Origin of the sequence: Bradyrhizobium dasycarpum (genome assembly GCF_042019905.1) — a bacterium.
Lineage (GTDB): Bacteria > Pseudomonadota > Alphaproteobacteria > Rhizobiales > Xanthobacteraceae > Bradyrhizobium > Bradyrhizobium japonicum_B.
In genome coordinates this window covers 5,351,240-5,371,577 of record NZ_CP169574.1, presented here as the reverse complement: position 1 = coordinate 5,371,577, position 20,338 = coordinate 5,351,240, and the positions used below count along the sequence as shown (strand labels likewise).

14 protein-coding genes and 3 pseudogenes are annotated in these 20,338 nt (G+C 64.8%); 12 read left to right on the top strand and 5 right to left on the bottom strand.

All coding sequences use genetic code 11. The features are described from left to right. Window positions 1–57: 57 nt before the first annotated feature. From ACETMP_RS25590 to ugpB, 3 genes and pseudogenes are all read right to left on the bottom strand, one after another. The gene (locus ACETMP_RS25590) at window positions 58–1,680 is read right to left on the bottom strand and encodes an ABC transporter substrate-binding protein (RefSeq protein ID WP_375158333.1); all 1,623 of its coding nucleotides are present in this window, start codon (window positions 1,678–1,680) and stop codon (window positions 58–60) included. 406 nt (window positions 1,681–2,086) lie between these two features. Then, entirely contained in the window at window positions 2,087–3,046 is a 960-nt protein-coding gene (locus ACETMP_RS25585; protein WP_375158332.1) for an aminoglycoside phosphotransferase family protein, read from the bottom strand. 221 nt (window positions 3,047–3,267) lie between these two features. After that, window positions 3,268–4,591 (bottom strand): annotated as a pseudogene (gene ugpB, locus ACETMP_RS25580) (sn-glycerol-3-phosphate ABC transporter substrate-binding protein UgpB). Between the two features lie 204 nt (window positions 4,592–4,795). On the opposite strand from ugpB, the gene ACETMP_RS25575 reads away from it, so the two are divergent. From ACETMP_RS25575 to ACETMP_RS25530, 10 genes and pseudogenes are all read left to right on the top strand, one after another. Next, a complete protein-coding gene (locus ACETMP_RS25575) occupies window positions 4,796–5,791 on the top strand; it encodes a TRAP transporter substrate-binding protein (RefSeq protein ID WP_375158331.1) in 996 nt (331 codons plus the stop codon). Between the two features lie 63 nt (window positions 5,792–5,854). After that, a pseudogene (locus tag ACETMP_RS25570) lies at window positions 5,855–7,877 on the top strand (ATP-binding protein). Then, window positions 7,847–9,592 carry a DUF3369 domain-containing protein gene (locus tag ACETMP_RS25565; protein WP_375158330.1) on the top strand — a complete coding sequence of 582 codons (1,746 nt, stop codon included), beginning with the start codon at window positions 7,847–7,849 and terminating at the stop codon, window positions 9,590–9,592. Before ACETMP_RS25570 ends, ACETMP_RS25565 begins: the two are co-directional and overlap by 31 nt. Window positions 9,593–9,602: 10 nt before the next feature. Then, window positions 9,603–10,340, top strand: coding sequence for a response regulator (locus ACETMP_RS25560; RefSeq protein ID WP_028133891.1), 738 nt, complete (start codon window positions 9,603–9,605; stop codon window positions 10,338–10,340). Between the two features lie 353 nt (window positions 10,341–10,693). Next, window positions 10,694–11,305: a sigma-70 family RNA polymerase sigma factor gene (locus tag ACETMP_RS25555; protein WP_375158329.1), complete on the top strand. Its 612-nt coding sequence runs from the start codon at window positions 10,694–10,696 to the stop codon at window positions 11,303–11,305. Between the two features lie 356 nt (window positions 11,306–11,661). After that, window positions 11,662–12,360: a cytochrome c biogenesis CcdA family protein gene (locus ACETMP_RS25550; protein ID WP_375158328.1), complete on the top strand. Its 699-nt coding sequence runs from the start codon at window positions 11,662–11,664 to the stop codon at window positions 12,358–12,360. A 31-nt stretch (window positions 12,361–12,391) separates the two neighbouring features. Continuing rightward, on the top strand, window positions 12,392–12,955 hold the full coding sequence (locus ACETMP_RS25545) for a redoxin domain-containing protein (RefSeq protein ID WP_375158327.1): 564 nt from the start codon (window positions 12,392–12,394) through the stop codon (window positions 12,953–12,955). 103 nt (window positions 12,956–13,058) lie between these two features. After that, window positions 13,059–14,031 (top strand): annotated as a pseudogene (locus ACETMP_RS25540) (hypothetical protein). A 365-nt stretch (window positions 14,032–14,396) separates the two neighbouring features. Further along, window positions 14,397–14,990: a L,D-transpeptidase gene (locus ACETMP_RS25535; RefSeq protein WP_028133886.1), complete on the top strand. Its 594-nt coding sequence runs from the start codon at window positions 14,397–14,399 to the stop codon at window positions 14,988–14,990. A 130-nt stretch (window positions 14,991–15,120) separates the two neighbouring features. Then, the gene (locus tag ACETMP_RS25530; protein WP_375161987.1) at window positions 15,121–16,158 is read left to right on the top strand and encodes an amino acid ABC transporter substrate-binding protein; all 1,038 of its coding nucleotides are present in this window, start codon (window positions 15,121–15,123) and stop codon (window positions 16,156–16,158) included. 329 nt (window positions 16,159–16,487) lie between these two features. Here ACETMP_RS25530 and ACETMP_RS25525 read toward each other — a convergent pair whose 3' ends face one another. Then, entirely contained in the window at window positions 16,488–17,627 is a 1,140-nt protein-coding gene (locus ACETMP_RS25525) for an acyl-CoA dehydrogenase family protein (protein ID WP_375158326.1), read from the bottom strand. A 123-nt stretch (window positions 17,628–17,750) separates the two neighbouring features. Then, entirely contained in the window at window positions 17,751–18,950 is a 1,200-nt protein-coding gene (locus tag ACETMP_RS25520) for an acyl-CoA dehydrogenase family protein (protein WP_375158325.1), read from the bottom strand. A 138-nt stretch (window positions 18,951–19,088) separates the two neighbouring features. Between ACETMP_RS25520 and ACETMP_RS25515 the strand changes: the two genes are divergently transcribed. Both ACETMP_RS25515 and ACETMP_RS25510 read left to right on the top strand, forming a co-directional pair. Then, on the top strand, window positions 19,089–19,634 hold the full coding sequence (locus ACETMP_RS25515) for a carboxymuconolactone decarboxylase family protein (protein WP_375158324.1): 546 nt from the start codon (window positions 19,089–19,091) through the stop codon (window positions 19,632–19,634). Between the two features lie 109 nt (window positions 19,635–19,743). Beyond that, the gene (locus ACETMP_RS25510) at window positions 19,744–20,238 is read left to right on the top strand and encodes a VOC family protein (protein WP_375158323.1); all 495 of its coding nucleotides are present in this window, start codon (window positions 19,744–19,746) and stop codon (window positions 20,236–20,238) included. Window positions 20,239–20,338: the final 100 nt, after the last annotated feature.

Genomic DNA, 20,338 nt, shown 5'->3' with positions numbered 1-20,338 from the left:
GAAGAGCGTGCCCGCCTTACTTGGGAGGACAGCCAGCACTGTTGGCGCCATGCCGCCTCACCCCTTCGCCATCGCGCGATAATCGAGCCTGCGGTGGAACCAGTACTGGTAGCCGCTGATGTTCTTCTGCATCGCGACGTTGACGAAGGGCTGATAGAGCGGAATGCGCGGGATGTCGGTGAAGGCGAGATCGACGAAGCCTTTGACGTCCTTGTCGTAGGCCGCCTTGTCGCCCGCTGCCGCCGCCGTGCGCGCGCCGTCGATCAGCTTGTCCATCTCCGCCGACTTGTAGCTCATGGTGTTGAAGACGGAATTGTTGCCGTGATAGCACCAGTAGAAGAAGTATTCGGGGTAATCGAGCCAGCCCGAGAACACGTTGGTGAAGAGCGGCATCTCCTTCTTGTTCAATTCGGTGCGCCAGTTGGCGCCGGGCACCTTGTTGATGGTGGTCTTGATGCCGATCTGGGCCAGAGATTCCTGCACCAGCACGCAAAGCGGCTCGTTGACGCCGGCGAAGTTGAGATCGAACGAGATCGTGGTCTCGAAACCGTTGGCGTAGCCGGCCTCAGCCAGCAGCGCCTTCGCCTTCTCCATGTCGGTGTTGAATTTGTGCGGCTGCGGCCAGGCCACTTCGGTCGGCTTGTCTTTGGCGGCACCGAACATCGGATTGGCGAGGCCGAACATCACGGCGTCCATGATCTTCTGATAGGGCAGCGCGTAGGCGACGGCCTGGCGCACCTTCGGATTGTCGAAGGGCGGCTTGGTGACGTTCATGCCGATATACTGGATGCCGTTGGAGAACGGCAGCGACACCACGTTGAGCTTGCCGTTCGCCTTCATCTCCTGAAAGTCCTTGTTCGGCAGCTCGTAGGAGATGTCGGCATCGCCGCGCTCCAGCAGCGCGCGGCGGTTGCCGGCCTGCGGCACCATGCGCCAGATCACGCGCTTGATCTTCGGCAGCGGACCGCAGACCCAATCGTCGTTGCGCTCCATGATGACTTCGGTGCCGGCGGTCCATTTCGTCACCTTGTAGGCGCCGGAGCCCGCGGTCTGCTGCTTGGTGAATTCCAGACCCCAGGGATCCTTCTCGCTGGCATTCTTCTTCACCAGCTCGGAATTGACGATGCAGGGCACGATCACGGCGAGATCGGGAATCGTCAGCTTGTCCTTCTTCAGGAAGTCGACCCGCACGGTATGGTCGTCGATGACGACGAACTGCTCGGGCTTGGTCAGCGAGCCCGCGCTCATCTGGAAGGTCGGGAAGCCGCCGACGCTGACGGCGCGGTCGAGCGACCACTTCACGTCCTTGGCGGTGACGGGCGTGCCGTCGTGGAATTTGGCGTTCTTGCGCAGCTTGAAGGTGACCGACATGTCGTCGATCTTGAAGTCTTCGGCGAGCTCGCCCTTGAACTTGTCGCGGTCGTAATAGGGCACCCCGCCGGGGCCGCTCTTCATCTCGTGGCTGATCAGCCGGTCGTAGCAATTCCAGGACACCTCATAGCCGGGCACGTTGGTGCCGACGCCGTGGATGTCGAGATTGTTGGGGCCGCCTTCCGAGACGATCAGCAGCGTCTCCGAGCGGGCGTCGGCATAGGCGGTGGAGATCACGGACGGCATGGCCGGAAGCGCCGCCCCGGCGGCCAATCCGGAAACGGACTTGAGGAAATCGCGGCGCTTCATGAAATGCTCCAACACAAAGGTTTTGGTTGGAACCGGATTCGCAAGGTTCGTGCCAGAGCTTAACGAGGCGTTAGAAACATATAAACCATTGATCTAATTCGATTTATCAGATGATGGCTAAGACTGCGGAGCGCGGCGATGCTCCAATTGCATACAAAGATTGTTATTTGCATATAAATTAGGCAGCTCAATATGGTCGCTCGTCGCGAGGCGACACAGGATGACCCCTTCGGAGAACGATCCGCTGCGGCTGCACCATCGCCGTCATTCCGGGGCGATGCGCCGCATCGAGCCCGGAATCTATCGGGTGGCAGCACGCGCGGGACAATGGATTCTCAGGTGCGCAATTGCGCACCATAGCTCGCCTCTTCGCGGCGCCGCGGAATGACGGTAGCGCCCGGAGTGATCAGCCCGGCCAGATCAGCTCCTGCAGCCCGACCAGATCATCCGCCTGCTCCTGCCAGGCCTCGATGCAGATGTGGCTGTTGAGATCGCTGGCCCGGTGCAGCAGCATCAAGGCCATCAGGCGGCGCTTGAGCGCGAAATCCGATTTTGAATAGCCAAAGCCTTCGAGCAGGCTCTTCACCCTTCCCGGCCGGCTCGCCGCCATGAACGCGCTGGGGCCGAGCAGGTCGTATTCGCGCCACCCCGCCAGCACGTCGCCGAAGTCGAACAGACCTTTGAGCGACCATTGATCGTCATGGCAGGCGAGGAGGAAATTTTCCGGGATGTACTCGCCGATCAGGATCACCGGCGGCGCGTCCATCGGGATCAGCGCTTCTGCATCGCGCAGGAGATCGTCGAGGCCGGCGAGAAACTTCGGCGCAAGGCCGAGACGGGTGTGCCTGGCACGGCAGCCCTGCATCTGCCGGCACATGAAGTCGTTCCAGCGCGGCTCAATCGACGCGAGCGGTCCGAGCGGGACGCGCTGGACGGCCACGATGGTCTCGCCGATCTGGCGCAGCAGCCGCTCCTTCTGGTCTTCCGGCAGTGAGGGCCAGACCTCCGAGCCGAGCGTGCCTGATAGCCGCGTGATGATCAGGTAAGGCCAGCCGTCGCGCATCCCCTCTGCGACGATCTCGGGGATCGGCAGCGGAAGGCGGCCCGCGAGCTGCATCAACGAGGCGCGCTCGGAGACGAATTGCGCGTGCAAGAGCGGCGGGAAGATTTTCAGGATCAGCGTCTCGCCGAGACCGACGACGAGATTGGTACCGGTTGCGAACACATGCGGCGCGCTGGTATCGAGGCCGTGGCTGCGGGCGATGTCGAGCGTGATCGGCAACCAACGCGATGCATCGGAGCGGAAGGCGCGGAAGCTTTCTGCGTCGGTGAGGTGAGGCAGCTGTTGCAATGAGGCGGTGGTCATCTGCACTCGCTCATCGATACAAGTTTGATTGATTCAGTGCGAACCGAGCAGGCGGTGCACCTCTCCCGCTTGCGGGAGAGGTCGCGCCGAAGGCGCGGGTGAGGGCTTTCTCCTCCTGGGGATGTCCCGTTGCGGAAGCACCCTCTCCCCCGCCCTCCCCCGCAGGCGGGGGAGGGAGCGCACCGTGCTCGCGGCGACAGCCCGGCTCATCCGCAACTCCGCTACCGCTCCGGGCTGGCGCGCTCGAACTGGCGGAGCAGCTTGTTGCCGCGCTCGACGGCGGAATCCAGCGCGGCCTGCGCGCTCTTGTGGCCGGCAAAGGCCTGCTCCAGCTCGTCCTCGATCACCCCGCGGATCAGCACGAAGGAGCCGAGCCTCATGCCCTTCGAATTCTCCGTCGGCGGATGCAGGGTGATCTCCTCGAAGGAAATCGCCGAGCCCGGATTGCGCTCGTAAAAAGCCTTGCGACCGCGTCAGCTCGAACGCGGCGCGGGTGATCGGCAGGTAGCCGGTGTTCTGGTGCCAGGCGGCCTGCACGCCGGGCTGCGACAGATAGGCGAAGAAGCGCGCCACGCCCTTGTATTCCTCGCGCGGCCGGTCGCGCAGCACCCACAGCGTGGCACCGCCGATGATCGAGTTGCGCGGCGCGTCCTTCACGTCGGGCCAATACGGCATCATGCCGTAGCCGATATCGAATTTGGAATTCGCCTTGATGTCGGCGCGCGTCGCCGAGGAGCCGATGAAGATGCCGCATTCGCCGCTCTGGAAGCGCGGCTCGGCCGCTTGTCCGCGGCCGCCATAATCGAACAGCTTGGTCTTCTGCCATTCGGCGAGCTGGGCGACGTGACGCACGAGGGTGGGATTGTTGATGGTCAATTCCGCATCCAGCCCGGCAAAGCCGTTGGCCCGGCTCGCCACCGGCAGATTGTGGAAGGCGGAAAAGTTCTCGACATGGATCCAGGACGGCCAGGACGTGGTGAAGCCGCAAGGAGCGCCGCGGTCGCGCAGGCGCTTTGCAGCCAATCCCAATGCCGGCCAGGTCTTCGGCGGCGTCTCGGGATCGAGGCCGGCGTCGCGGAACATGGTCTTGTTGTAATAAAGGATCGGCGTCGAGGAATTGAACGGGAACGACAACAGATTGCCGGCCGCATCGGTGTAATAGCCGGAGACCGCGGGCAGGTAATCGGCGAGCGAGAACGGCTCGCCCTGGTCCCGCATCAGGCTGAACACCGGGTAGATCGCGCCCTTGGCCGCGGTCATGGTGGCGGTCGCGACCTCGTTGACCTGGACGATCGCCGGCTGGCTGCGCGAGCGGAAGGCAAAGATCGCGGCCGTCACCGTCTCGGTGTAATTGCCCTTGTAGACAGGCACGATGCGGTAGTCGGACTGCGAGGCGTTAAAGTCCGTGGCGAGCTTTTCGAGCTGCCGGCCAAGCTCGCCGGACATGGCGTGCCACCAGGCGATGTCGGTGGCGGCGCGCACGGGGGCGGCCAATGAAAGCGCCGCAACGACGGCAGCGAGCTGCAAGAGGCGTAAGGCTGACATCAGGATGGCTCTTCCCGGCCCGCGGTCAAAAAACGCGGCTGTCCTGCTTAAGGCGCGGCATCCCCGGTTTCAACCGGGAATGAACGGCGGCCGCGCCGCACAATCGGTCCGCGGACTTACGCGGGATGGCCTTCCCCTTACCATCTGCTAGATTGCATTGAACCTTTTCCATCCGCCATAGACTCCACCACTGAGGGGTTGAGTGTGCCAGTGTTGAGCCGTGCCGAACTCTCGCGGACCGGGGTGATCTTCGTCGCGCTGCTGCTTGCCGTCTGGACGACGGGCGCCGCTGCGCGCGAATTTCGCGCCGCCGACACCCAGGCCGAGGATTACCCGACCGTCCAGGCGCTGCGCTACATGGGCGCCCTGATCGCCGAGCGCACCCAGGGCCGCCACGAGATCAAGGTGTTTCACTCCCGCCAGCTCGGCGAGGAAAAGGAGACCATCGAGCAGACCCGGGTCGGTGCGATCGACCTCAACCGGACCAATGTGGCGCTGATCGGCAACTTCGTTCCGGCGATGAACGTGCTCGCCATGCCGTTCCTGTTCCGGTCCATCGAGCACATGCAGAAGGTGCTGGACGGGCCCGTCGGCAGCGAGATCCTCGACAGTTTCGAGCCGTACGGCTTCGTCGGCCTCGCCTTCTACGATTCCGGCGCGCGGTCGATCTATAACGGCGTCCGCCCGGTGCGGGGGCTTGCGGACCTCAAGGGATTACGGATCCGGGTGCAGCAGTCGGAGTTGATGAGCCAGATGATCCGCGCGCTCGGCGCCGAGCCGGTCGAGCTGCCCTATGGGCAGGTGCTGACCGGCCTCGCCAACCATCTGATCGACGGTGCGGAAAACAACTGGCCATCCTTCGTGACGACGGACCATTACAAGCATGCCGGCCACTACACCCTTACCGAGCACACGATGAGCCCCGAGGTCCTCGTGATCTCGCTGAAGGCCTGGCAGAGCCTGTCGCCGGACGACCGGAAGATCTTCCGGGAGGCCGCCCAGCGCTCCAGCCGGTTCATGCGCGAAAAGTGGCGCGATCTCGAGGAGCAGTCGCAGCGCAAGGCGCAGCAAGCCGGCGTCACCATCATCAGGGATATCGACCGGAAGCCGTTCGAGGACGCGATGGCCCCGATCTACGCCAAGGCCGGCCGCGATGCCGCCGCGGCCGCGCTGATCGAACGCATTCGCAAGGTGGAGTGAGCCGCGTTGGCTGCGCTTGGACATCACGAGCACGCGGAACGGTCGCCCGGCCCGATCGGGCGGATGCGCGCGCGCCTGGTCGGGGTGCTGCGGGCAGTGCCGATCCGCTGGCGCATCCTGTCGATCGCCGCGCTGAACTCCGCCGTGGTGGTGGTGCTGGTGGCGATGATCTGGAACGGCGCGCAGGTGCTCGGCTCGGCCTGGGACGATGTCCGACAGGTGCGCGAATCCGACCGCATCCTGGCGTTGCTCGAAAGCGAGACCGGACGGCTGCACAATCTGATCCACCGCTATATCAACCAGCCGAGCCCGGACCTGTTCGCCGAGATCCTGTTGCTGCGCGAGGCAGTGCTGGGCACATTGTCCAACCGCGCCGCCAAGGACCCGATGCTGTCGGGCTCGGTCGAGGAGCTCGAGCGCACCACCGACCGCTTCCTCAACGGCTTCGGCGAGCTGCGCGGCGTGCAGGCCACCATCGCGAAGACTTATGAGGAGCAGGTGCAGGGCCCGGCGCGGGACATGGCAGGCCTCTACTCCATCATCGAAGGCGCCACCGGCCACCGCGACGCGCTGATCTGGCCCTCGCTCGGAAAATCCCGCGAGGCCTTCACCGCGATGCTGGTCGCCGCCAATTCCTATTACCTGTCGCTGTCGACGGGCGCGGCCGACGACGCGCGCCGCAATACCGAAACGATCGAGAAGACCATCCCCGTGATGATCGATCTCGCCGACAACGACCTCCAGCGCATGGCGCTGCAGCGGCTCGCGGCCCGCACCGCCGCGCTGCGCGAGGGCTTTGCCAAGCTCTCCGAGCAGCTTGCGAACCGCACCGAGCTCCTGCGCAACAGCATCGACGCCAGCCAGGCCGAGGCGATCGGCGCCATCGACGACCTCTCCACCAAGATGCGCCAGCGCGAGCAGAAGGCGCAGGCAACCTTTGACCGCACGCTGGCGGATATTTCGCGGCGGGTGCTGTCGATCGCGGTGATCTTCCTCGGCATCATCCTCACCGCCGGCGTGATGATCGCGCTGTCGATCCGGCTGCCGCTGCAGCAGATCATGACCGCGATGCGCGCGATCACACTGGGCGACCTCGACCGCGAGGTGCAGGGCACCAAGGCGCGCGACGAGGTCGGCGCGATGGCGCGCGCGGTGGAGGTGTTCCGCGAGAACGCCATCGCCAAGCGCCAGACCGAGGACGAGCTGCGCGCCTCCAAGGAAAAGGCCGAAAGCGCGCTGCTCGAGCTCAATACCGCGCAGCAGAACCTGATCGACGCCGAACGGCTGGCGGCGCTCGGCGGCCTCGTCGCCGGCGTCGCGCACGAGGTCAACAACCCGATCGGCATCAGCCTCACGGTTGCCTCGAGGCTTTGCCCGGCGCACCGAGATCTTCGAGGCCCAGCTCAGGGGCGAGGGCGGCCTGCGCCGCTCGCAGCTGGAAGAGTTCGTGCAGTCCTCGCGCGACGCCTCGCAGCAGCTGGTCGCCAATCTCCAGCGCGCCGGCGAGCTGATCCAGTCGTTCAAGCAGGTCGCGGTCGACCGCTCCCATGCCGAGCGGCGGCAATTCTCGCTCAGCGAGGCCACCGACCAGATCATCGCCAGCCTGCGCCCGGTCTTGAAGCGCTCGCCGATCACGCTCAAGGTCGACGTGCCCGAGGGGCTGCTGCTCGACGGCTATCCGGGCTCTTATGGCCAGATCCTGACCAATTTGTTCCTCAACGCCGCCAACCACGCCTTCGCCGACGGGCGCGCCGGCACCATCACGATCTCGGCGCGGCCGCGCGGGGCCGAGGACATCGAGATCATCTTCACCGATGACGGGGCCGGCATGACCCCGGACGTGCAGCGCCAGGCCTTTGACCCTTTCTTTACCACCCGGCGCAATGAAGGCGGCACGGGTCTCGGCCTGCATATCGTCTATAACCTCGTCACCCAGCAGCTCGGCGGCCGCATGATGCTGGAATCCAAGCTGGGACAAGGCACTACTTTTCGCATTATCATGCCCCGCATCGCCAAGGGCGGCGCGCAAAGCACAGAAATCGACGGGACTTCTCAATGGCCGAACAGGACGATGTCCTCCACCTGATCGACGACACCGGTACCGCATCGGAGGATGCCAATGCCCGGAAATGGAAGATCGCCGTCATCGACGACGATCCGGCGGTGCATGACGGCACCCGTTTCGCGCTGTCGGATTACAGCCTGAACGGCCAGAGCCTGGAGATCCTGTCGGCCTATTCCGCAGCGGAAGGCCGCAAGCTGATGGCCGAGCACAGCGACATCGCCGCCGTGCTGCTCGACGTCATCATGGAGACCGACGTCGCCGGCCTCGAGCTGGTCGAGTTCATCCGCAACGAGATCAAGAACGAGACCGTCCGCATCATCCTGCGCACCGGCCAGCCCGGCCAGGCGCCGGAGCGGCGCGTGATCGTGCAGTACGACATCAACGACTACAAGGCCAAGACCGAGCTCACCGCCGACAAGCTGTTCACCTCGCTGACCGCGGCGCTGCGCTCCTATCAGCAGCTCGAGCGCATGGTGCAGACAAGGCGCGGGCTGGAGATCATCATCGACGCCGCATCGACGCTGTACGACTTCAAGTCGATGCAGCGGCTCGCCGAGGGCGTGCTGACCCAGCTCGCCTCGCTGCTCAACGTCGACTGCGCCGGCATCCTGGTTCTGCGCGACAATGGCGGCATCGATCCCGAGCTCTCGGTGCTCGCCGGCAGCGGCTGCTACAGCCGCTTCATCGGCACCACCACGTCGAAAGCGCTGGATCCCGATCTGCGGGCGATGGTGGAAGCCGCCTTCCAGCGCCGCAAGAACGAATTTGCCGACCATCGCAGCGTGATCTATCTGCGCACCGGCTCGGGCCGCGAGGTGGTGGTGCTGCTGCAGGCCGAGCGCGAGCTGTCCGAGACCGACCGCTCGCTGGTCGAGATATTCTCCTCCAGGCTCTCGATCGCCTTCGACAACGTGATCCTGTATCAGCAGCTGCAGGACGCCAACACGCAGCTGGAGGACCGCGTCGCCCAGCGCACCCGCGCATTGATGCAGGCCAACCGCCGCCTCTCGGCGCAATGGCTGCGGCTGCAGCGCGCCAACGGCTTCAAGAACGAGATTCTCGGCACCGTCGCCCACGACCTGAAGAACCCGCTCGGCGTCATCCTCGGCCGCACCGAGATGCTGAAGGAGCTGATCTCGACCGGCGCGTCGCAAAGCGGCGTGGTCGCCCAGGTCGACCACATCCGCGACGCCACCAAGCGCCTGACCACGATGGTCGATCATCTGATCTCGGATGCGATGGCCGACGCCTTCGACATCACCATCCGCCGCGAGCCGGTCGACGTCGCCGCTCTGGTCAAGGAGGTCGCCGAGGCCAACCAGCCGCTTGCCGTCAACAAGCAGCAGGCCATCAGCGTCACCGCGCCGGCCAACATCGTGACCATGTGCGACACCGACCGCATCCGCGAGGCGATCGACAATCTCATCAGCAACGCCATCAAATACTCGCCGATCGGCGGCCGAATCGACGTCGCCGTCAGCCATGAAGGCGGCGACACCATCGTCCGCGTCAGCGATGAGGGCGCCGGCCTGTCGCCGGAGGATCTCGGCCGCCTGTTCGGCCGCTTCCAGCGGCTGTCGGCCAAGCCGACCGCCGGCGAGAGCTCGACCGGGCTAGGCCTCTCCATCGTCAAGCGCATCATCGACATGCATGGCGGCGAGGTGACAGCCAACAGCGGCGGGCCCGGCCAGGGCTCGACCTTCACCATCACCCTTCCCGCGACCGAAATGCCGTGATCAAGCCGCCATGACCCAAAGCCAGCACATCATGATCGTCGACGATGAAGCCCCGGCCCGGGAGATGGTCGGCGATTATCTCAAGATGCACGGCTTCACCGTGACGCTGTGCGACGGCGGCAAGTCGCTGCGCACGGCGATCCAGGGCAGCATGCCCGATCTGGTCGTGCTCGACCTCAACATGCCCGAGGAAGACGGCCTCTCGATCATCCGCGACCTCAAGAGCCGCATCAACGTGCCGGTCATCATGCTGACGGCGACGGCGAGCCCGATCGACCGCGTCGTCGGGCTCGAGCTCGGCGCCGACGATTACGTCGCCAAACCCTGCGAGCTGCGCGAGCTCATGGCGCGCATCCGCTCGGTGCTGCGCCGGAGCGTGCCGGCCAAGGCCGCAGCACCCGACGCGTCGGCGGCGAAATCGGACAAGGAGCAGCTGGTGCGGTTCGGCACCAAATGGCTCGATCTCGAAGCCCAGGCCCTGCGCGACGACGAGGGCAACGAGCATCCGCTGACGGCGTCCGAGTTCGGGCTGCTGAAGGTGTTCGCGGCCAATCCGAAGCGCGTGCTGTCGCGCGAACGCCTGCTGGAATTGGCCAATGCACGCGACGCCGAAGCCTTCGACCGCGCCGTCGACCTGCGCATCATGCGCATCCGCCGCAAGATCGAGCCCGATCCGGCCAAGCCGGCCGTGATCCGCACCATCCGCGGCGGCGGCTACCTGTTCTCGCCGCAGGGCGAGAAGGCGTAAGGGCTCCCGTCATTCCGGGGCGCCCGAAGGGCGAACCCGGATCTCGGAGATTCCGGGTTCGATGCTATGCATCGCCCCGGAATGACGGGAAACGGCGCGAGCGAACGCAAATCGCCGAGATTCGTTCCGGGGCGCTTCAGTCCGCCTCCAGAATCCCACCCCCGTATTTCCCGTACGTTGAAATTCCACGGCTTTTTGCCGCGAATGTTTCGTCATCCCCCGTTCGACGAAACAATTTGGCGGCGCACGAAACCATTTTCCGCTTTTCGTGCAGACGTCCCGAAACGTTGGCTGATTAACACTTTGGTCCAAGGAAACGCCGCTCGGTTGCGGCGCTACGGGGAGCCAAGTCCATGCCGAACGTCATCGCCATCAACGCCCAAGCCAGCCAGAGCATTATCGCCGCTCAGGCGACCTCGGACGACATGCTCCTGGAGAGCATTGCCGACGGCAACCGGACGGCCATGCACATCCTCTATTGCCGGCAGAATGTGCGGGTGTACCGCTTCATCCTGCGCATCGTGCGCGATGCCACCGCGGCGGAAGACCTGGTCAGCCAGGTGTTCCTGGACGTGTGGCGGACCGCCGGCCAGTTCCAGGGCCGCTCGCAGGTCTCGACCTGGCTGCTCTCGATCGCCCGCTTCAAGGCCCTGACCGCGATGCGCCAGCGCCGCTTCGAGGATATCGACCAGGAGGACGTGCGCCAGATTCCCGACGGTAACGATACGCCCGAGACCTCGCTCGACCGCAGCGACACCAGCGCCATCCTGCGCGCCTGCGTGCAGAAGCTGTCGCCCGCCCATCGCGAGATCATCAACCTCATCTACTACCACGAGAAGTCGGTGGAGGAGGTTGGGCAGATCATCGGCATTCCCCAGAGCACGGTGAAGACGCGGATGTTCTACGCCCGCAAGCAATTGGCCGAATTGCTTAAAGGCTGCGGCGTCGAGCGCTTCGCCGCCTGAAGCCCAGGTATTTCAATGGGATAGGACCTCAAATTTGGTCCTGTCCAGGACACGGAAGTGTTACCGCCCGCGAAACAATTGAAACAAAGCACAACATCAGGCGGAAAAACTTCCCCCCTATAAAGCTCACATACGGTTTTGCTTAAACCTCCCAAGGACCTCCAACGACCCGGACGGGATGCCCCCCTCCGGGTCGTTTTGTGTTTGGGGGCCGTGACGTGGGCATTGCGAGCCCCGCTGGGTCCTCCACCGTCATGGCCTAAAGGTAGATGCCGCCCGTCACGAAGGCGTGACGCCGCGTAACGACTGCCCCGCCGCAGCCGAACTGCCCTCGTGACCTCCCCCGCGAGTGCGCCATGCTCGAGCTACTCTTCGCTTTCCTTGCCGGCATTCTCACCATCGCCGCGCCGTGCACGCTGCCGATGCTGCCGATCCTGTTTGGCGCCTCGATCGGGCGCGCCGGGCATTGGCGTCCCGCGATGATCGCGCTCGGCTTCGTCGTCTCTTTCTCGGCCGTCGCGCTGCTGCTCGGCGCGCTGACGCGGCTGTTCGATTTCGATCCGAGCGTGCTGCGCGAGGCCGCCTCGATCCTGCTGCTCGGCTTCGGCCTGTTGATGCTGTGGCCGGCGCCATTCGAATGGCTGTCGAGCCGGCTCAATGGCTGGCTCGATCTCGGCAGCGCAGGCGGCGCGCAGCGCGAGGGCGCGCTCGGCGGGCTGATCCTCGGCACCACGCTCGGTCTGGTCTGGACGCCCTGCGCAGGGCCGGTGCTCGGCTCGATCCTGACGCTGGTTGCGACGTCGAAGAATCTCGGCTGGGCCGGCACGCTGCTGATCGTCTACGCCATTGGCGCGGCGATCCCGATGCTGGCGATCGCTTATGGCGGACAGGCCGCGACCATGCGCGTGCGCAGCCTCGCGCGGATCACCCCGCGCCTTCAGCAGGGCTTTGGCATCGTCGTGATCGGTTTCGCGGTCGCCGCCTATTTCCAATACGACACGCTGATCGTGGCGTGGCTCACCGGCTTCTACCCGACCGGCCAGATCGGCCTGTGACCATCCAAGATTTCACCTGGAGAACGCTTCCATGACTTTCAAACTGCTCGCTGTGACCGCCGCCTTGATCGGCATGGCCGTAACAGGCGCCGTCATCCCCGGCCTCTGCGGCGAGGCTGCGCGCGCAACGCCGATCACCGTCGCCGCAGCAAGCCAGCAGGCCGCGCCGGACTTCACCGGCATAAACACTTGGTTCAACTCCAAGCCGCTCAGCCTCGCCGAGCTCCGCGGCAAGGTCGTGCTGGTCGACTTCTGGACCTATGGCTGCGTCAACTGCGTCAACACGCTGCCGCACGTCACCGAGCTCTATGCCAAATACCGGGACAAGGGGCTCGTCGTGGTCGGCGTGCACACGCCGGAATTCCCGTTCGAGCGCTCGGCTTCCAACGTACAAGCCGCGCTGAAGCGTCACGGCATCACCTATCCGGTGGCGCAGGACAATGATTCCAAGACCTGGAACGCCTACCGCAACCAATATTGGCCGGCACAGTACATCATCGACCAGAGCGGCAAGATCGTGTTCCAGCACGCTGGCGAAGGGGCTTACGACCAGATCGACCGCACCGTGGCAAAGCTGCTCAACGCCGGCAGCTGATGCCGCACGGGCATCGCGCGGCGGGGTTCAGTTGCCGGCCTTGTTGCTTGACTCCGCGGACCCGTCCGTGGAGTTTCGCGAGCGACGGAATCAGCCGCCCGCAATGGACGCGAACACCAGCACAGATATTCGCCTTCGTGAAGGCGCTTCGATCGCGCAGCGGCTGGTGATGTCCGCCTTTGCGGCGGCCGTTGCGCTGTGCTTCACGCCCGGCCTGTTCACGCACGACACGCTGGAGATCATCATCTCCGTGGTTGCGCTGCTCGTCGGCGCGGGATTCGTCGTCGGCATCATGATGGCGCCGGCCGTGGTGTGGATCATCACGGCGAACGAGATCCTGATCGGGCGGCAGAGTCCGTTCGGCAAGCTCCGCACGCGGGTCGTCGGAAAAGACGACATCACGGCGTTACAGGTTCCGGGCAGCAAGCGGGTCAAGGCGCGCTTCCAACTCGTGTTCACGCTGGCTTCGGGAGAGCGCTTGACGTCTCCACCGATCTCGGACGTCACCCATGTTCGCGACACCGTGGCGCGGATCGCGGCGCAGTTCGAGGTTCCCAATGTCGAGGAGCCCGTCAATCCGCTCGACGCCAGCAATCCCGAGATGCATCTCGGCGAGCCGCTTCGAGGCGTTTTCCGCGCGGGACATCAGGATCGTGTCGCTGATCGCCGTCGCGCTGTTCGCCCTGCCCTACGCCTACAAGCTGTGGCGCGGATGGCCGCCCAGCCATGTCGACATCCTGCTACTGCCGCTCGGCGCGCTCGCCGCGTTCGCGGTCTACAGATATGCCAACCTCCTGACCGGTGCGTTCTGGATCATCCGGCAAGGCGATATACGCGTCGAGCGGCTGTGGGGCGACGGCACCCCGCGCGCCGATCATATCGAGGGCCCCGACGTGAAGACGATCACCGTCGAGCGCCGCGGCCGCTCCGAGGATGAACATTGCATCGTCACGATCCGTTTGCGCTCGGGGCGAAGGTTTCGCAGTCCCCGAATCGGCTCGCGGATCGAGGCCCGCGCGGTGGCGACGGAGATCGTGCGGCGGCTGGGAATCGCGCCGGAGAACAACAAGATCTGACTGGATTCCATTGCCAATTCTCGAGGTTGATGTCACCGCGCGTTCGGTCTGAGCCTCTCCCGCTTGCGGGAGAGGTCGCCGCGCAGCGGCGGGTGAGGGTTCTCTCCACGTCGGGAGTGTCCCATTGCGGAAGCACCCTCTCCCCCTGCCCTCCCCCGCGAGCGGGGGAGGGAGTGCACTGTCCCCGCGGTTGCCATCTATGCTTTTCGCGCCATCCCCTGATTGTGGCATTGCCGGGCACGGTCAAGAAACCGTAGGTATTCTCGTGACATATCGGGGCGGCGCGCCATCAACTTGCCATGAACTTGCCCCTCAGGTTTGATGCTTATGAATGATTTGCGCTGTGGCAGCGGGGAGAGCTTCACATGACCGATTTTCGTCGCCTGACAGGGATGTTCATGGCTGCAGTGGGGCTCATCCTGTCCGCACCGCAAAGCTTCGCCCAGCAGCCCGACCGCGGCGACGAGCCGGGCCTGATCGCGGATGACGGCTACCAGCTCGATCCGGAATGGCAGAAGCAGGTGGTCTACTTCCGCACCACCGAGCCGCCGGGCACGATCATCGTCTCGACCGCCGAGCGTCACCTCTATCTGGTGCAGCCCGGCGGGCGCGCGATCCGCTACGGCATCGGCGTCGGCCGCGACGGCTTTCAGTGGCAGGGGCTGGTGACCATCACCAACAAGAAGGAGTGGCCGGACTGGACGCCGCCGCCGGAGATGATCCAGCGCCAGCCCTATCTGCCGCGCTTCATGGCCGGCGGGCCCGGCAATCCCTTGGGGGCCCGCGCCATGTATCTCGGCACCACCGTCTACCGCATCCACGGCACCAACCGCCCCGACACGATCGGCACCAAGGTGTCGTCGGGCTGCTTCCGCCTCGTCAACAACGACGTCGCCGATCTCTACGACCGCGTCCCTGTCGGCACCAAGGTGGTCATCCGGCAGAAGCCGGAGCTCTGAGAGACACCATTCGAGCATGATCTCTTCGGACGACCGCGTCGCGCCTTGCCGGCGCGGCTTGTCCGGATCGGGATCACGCTCTCCCGCCCTCGCCTAATTCCGTTTCCCGATTTTTCGAGAGAACAACATGATGCGCACTTTTCGTGGCGGCCTGCTGATCGGGCTCGCGGTCGCCGTGCTGGTCGCCGTCCTGGCCATCATCTATGAATTCTACGACACCCGCACGCTGAAGCGCACCGTGCGCCGCGGCGAGGTGCTGTGCGGCGTCAACAAGGGCCTGCCGGGCTTCTCGATCCCCGACGACAAGGGCAACTGGACCGGCTTCGACGTCGATTTCTGCCGCGCGGTCGCCGCCGCGATCTTCAACGATCCGGGCAAGGCGAAGTTCGTTCCGCTCGACGCCAACGAGCGCTTCAAGGAATTGCAGAGCCGCAAGGTGGACATCCTCTCGCGCAACACGACCTGGAGCATGGCGCGCGAGCTCGACTACGACCTGTATTTTCCGGCGGTGGCCTATTACGACGGCGTCGGCTTCATGGTGCCGCGCACGCGCAACAAGGAGACCTCGCTGGACCTGACGGATAGCAAGGTCTGCGTGCAGAACGGAACAACGACGACACTCAACGTCGCCGATTACTTCCGCGTCAACAACATGAAGTATGAAGAGGTGAAGTTCGACAAGCTCGACGACGTCGTGAAAGCCTACGACACCGGCAGGTGCGACACCTTCTCCGCCGACGTATCCCAGCTTTATGCCCTCAGGTTGAACCTGTCCAAGCCCGGCGACCACATGATCCTGCCGGACATGATCTCCAAGGAGCCGCTCGCCCCCGTCGTGCGCCAGCGCGACGACGACTGGATGATGATCGTGAAGTGGACGCTATATGCCATGATCAACGCCGAGGAGCTGGGGGTGACCTCGGAGAACATCGACGAGGCCTTGAAGTCGAAGAAGCCGGAAGTGATGCGCCTCGTCGGCACCGACGGCCGTTACGGGGAACAGCTCGGCCTCACCAAGGACTGGGCCGCCCGCATCATCCGCCACGTCGGCAATTACGGCGAGATGTACGACCGCAACATCGGCGAGAAGTCCAAGCTGAAGATCCCGCGCGGCATGAACCAGCTGTGGAACGCCGGCGGCGTGCAGTACGCGCCGCCGATGCGGTAGGGGACGGTCTCTCCGCCGTCATTGCGAGGAGCGCAGCGACGAACCAATCCAGACTCAGACTCGTCTTCGCGGAAAGATCTCGGATTGCTTCGCTGCGCTCGCAATGACGAGATTGGGGCAGGCGCTCTCTACAATCTCAACTGTCATCGCCCGGCTTGACCGGGCGATCCAGTATTCCAGAGACGGTCGTGATCAATCGAGAGCGTCGTAGGGTGGGTTAGCTCTGCAGATGCACGAAGTGCATCTGCACGGCGTAACCCACCATGCATCCGCGTATGCCGAACGAAGTTGGTGGGTTACGCTTCGCTAACCCACCCTACGAGAGCCCCTCAATACCCCCGCGCCCGCGCCAGCTGCTCGGTGTGGTAATTCGCATCGCCGAACAATTCCTCGCACACCCTTGCGCGCTTCATGAAGAAGCCGATGTCGAACTGGTCGGTCATGCCCATGCCGCCATGCATCTGCACGCCTTCCTGCACCGCGCGCGTGGCGGTGGTGCCGGCGCGCGCTTTCGCCACTGCGACGCTTGATGCGGCCTTGGCGACGTCGGCGTCCAGCGCCTGCAGCGCCTTCATGGTGGCGGCGCGGGTGATCTCGATGTCGACATAGAGCTCGGCGGCGCGGTGCTGCAGGGCCTGGAATTCGCCGATCAGCCTGCCGAACTGCTTCCTGTTCTTGAGGTACTCGACGGTGCGGCCGAAGACTTCGTCGCTGAGGCCGACCATCTCGGCGGCGACCGCGCCGCGGCCGATGTCGAGCACGCCGTCGAGCAGAGCGGCGCCCTGATCGATCTCGCCGAGCACGCCGTCGGCATTGACTTCGACATTGGCAAGCTCGATCCGCGCGGCATTGTGGGCGTCGACCATGATGGTGCGCTCGATCGCAACGCCCTTGGCCTTGGGGTTGACCAGGAACAGCGTCAGGCCGTCACGCTCGCCGGCCGAGCCCGCGGTGCGGGCGGCGACGATGACGAGATCGGCGACGTGACCGTCGACCACAAGCGCCTTGGCACCGGAGAGCCTGAAGCCGTTGCCGGCACGCACGGCCTGCAGGCTGGTCTGCAGCGGACGATGCTTGGCGCCCTCGTCGATCGCCAGCGTCGCGAGCAGCGAGCCGCTCGCGATCTTCGGCAGGTAGTCCGATTTCTGCGCGGCATTGCCGCCGCGGTTCAGCGCCGAGGCCGCAACCACTGAAGTGGCGAGGAAGGGCGACGGCATTAGGGTGCGGCCGATTTCCTCCATCACGATTCCGGCTTCCATGAAGCCAAGCCCGCTGCCGCCGAATTCCTCCGGCACCAGGAGGCCGGCAAAACCCATCTCGGCGAAGGAATGCCAAAGCTCCTTGGAGAAGCCGGTCGGGTCCTTGCTGTCGCGCAGATGCCGCAGGTGCGACACCGGCGCCTTGTCGCTGATCAGCCCGCGCGCGGAGTCGCGGAGCATGGATTGTTCTTCGGTGAGGACGAGGGCCATGGCTTAAGTCTCTAACGTCTGGCGGAATGCATGTTTGTTGCTGTCATTCCGGGGCACGCGAAGCGTGAACCCGGAATCTCGAGGTTCCGGTTCGCGCTTCGCGCGCCCCGGAACGACGGTGAGCTACGCCCCCGGCAGATCCAGGATGCGCTTGGCGACGATGCCGAGCATGACCTCGGAGGTGCCGCCCTCGATCGAATTCGCCTTGGTGCGCAGCCAGGCGCGCGGACGGGCGCCCTGCCTGGAGCGCTCGCTCTCCCATTCCAGCGCGTCGACGCCGCCCGCCGACATCAGGATCTCGTGGCGGCGCTTGTTGAGCTCGGTGCCGTAATATTTCATCGCCGACGAGAACGCCGGATGCGCCTGCCCCGCCTTGGCGAGATCGACGGCGCGCTCGGCGCAGGCCGCAAGCGCGGCCTCATCGACGTCGAACGTCGCGATCCTGCCGCGCAGCATGGCATCGTCGAGCCGCCCCAGCGCATCGGTGCCGACGGAATCGGCCGCGATCTGGCCGAGCGGACGGCCGACGCCGCGCTCGCCCATCCCCGAGATCATCGCACGCTCGTGCTGCAGCAGATATTTCGCGACGTCCCAGCCGCGGTTGATCTGCCCGACCACGTGCGATTTCGGCACCCGGACGCCGTCGAAGAAGGTCTCGCAGAACGGCGAATAGCCGGAGATCAGGAGGATCGGCTTGGTCGAGACGCCCTTCGAGGTCATGTCGAACAGGATGAAGCTGATGCCGTCGTGCTTCTTCGCCGCGGGATCGGTGCGGACCAGGCAGAAGATCCAGTCGGCGTAATTGGCGTAGGAGGTCCAGATCTTCTGGCCGGTGATGATGAAATCGTCACCGTCGCTCTCGGCGCGGGTCTGGAGCGAAGCGAGATCGGACCCGGCGTTCGGCTCGGAATAGCCCTGGCACCAGCGGATCTCGCCCGCCGCGATCTTCGGCAGATGCTCCTTCTTCTGGGCCTCGTTGCCGTACTTCAAGAGCGCCGGCCCCAGCATCCAGATGCCGAAGCTCGACAGCGGCGGCCGCGCGCCGATCCGCGCCATCTCTGCGCGAAGCACCTTGTGCTCGGCCGCGCTGAGGCCGCCGCCGCCATATTCCTTCGGCCAGTCCGGCACGGTCCAGCCCTTGTCGCGCATGCGCTCGAACCAGATGCGTTGCGGCTCGGACGAGAACTTCGCGTTGCGGCCGCCCCAGAACACGTCGGCGTCCGACGTCGCGGGCTTGCGCATCTCCGGAGGACAATTGGCTTCCAGCCAGGCGCGCGTCTCGGCGCGGAATGCTTCGAGCTCGGCGGTCTCAGTGTCGCTCATGGTCGTTTCCATCAATCGTAGTCGACTTGTTGGCGAGGACTCTGGGCCAAGCTCCCGTGGAATTCAACCACTTCCGCGCGCCGCATTCCGCTATAGTCCGCGGCGAGGACGGTGGTTGAAAACAAAGAGGAAACGACGATGCGCCTGAAGCTTCTTTCGCCTGGCGAAATGAACGAGAGCCAGCGGCAGACCTATGATGAGTCGATTGCCGGCAAGCGCGGCAAGCCGCCGGCGCCGATGATGGCCTGGCTCAACAGCCCGGAGATGGCGCGCCACGCCACGCGGCTCGGCGAGGTGCTGCGCTTCGACACGATCTTCCCGGCAAAGCTCTCGGAGATCGCGATCCTGGTGACGGCGCGGCACTGGACCGCGCATTACGAATGGTACGCACACAAGCGGCTCGCGCTCGCCGGCGGCATGGACCCTGACGTCATCGACGCCATCCGCGACCGCCGCACGCCCGCGTTCGACGATCCCAAGGCCAAGATGATCTACGATCTCGCGAAATCGCTGCATGAAGGCCACGGCGTCGAGAAGGGCCTCTACGACGCGGCAGTCAAGCTGCTCGGCGAGCGCGGCGTGGTCGAGGTGATCGGCCTGTGCGGCTATTACACGATGGTGTCGATGACGCTGAACACGTTCGAGTTCGAGCTGCCCGAGGGCGAGGTTAAGGAGCTCGCCTAGTTGCCGATCCTGATGCGCAATTGCGCATCGGGAAACGCTGAGTTTCGGGATCGGCCGTAGCGCCGCCCCGGGGCGCGCCTTAGGTGTGTGTTTTGAAGGGAGCATCCACATGTCGCAGACTGAGCCCATCGCCCCCGGCACCAGGATCGGCCACGTTCACCTCAAGGTCGCCGACCTCGATCGCGCGCTCGGTTTCTATTGCGGCGTGCTCGGCTTCGAGCTGATGCAGCGGATGGGCTCGGGCGCGGCCTTCATCTCGGCCGGCGGCTATCATCACCATCTCGGGCTCAACACCTGGGAAAGCAAGGGCGGGTCACCGCCGCCGCCGGGCTCGACGGGCCTCTATCACACCGCAATCCTCTATCCGACGCGACCGGCGCTGGCGGACGCGCTGCATCGTGTGCTCGCGGCCGGGATTGTGCTGGATGGGGCCAGCGATCACGGCGTCAGCGAGGCGCTGTATCTGCGCGATCCCGACCAGAATGGCGTGGAGCTGTATTGGGATAAGCCGAGAGAGCAATGGCCGTTCAGCCCGGATGGGAAGCTCGCGATGTTCACGAAGCGGCTGAATGTCGAGGCGTTGCTGAAGCAGCGGGAAGCGTGAACTCCGATCTCTCGCCGTCATTGCGAGCGTAGCGAAGCAATCTAGTCTTTCTGCGGAGGCCGTCTGGATTGCGTCATCGCAAGAGCTCCTCGCAATGACT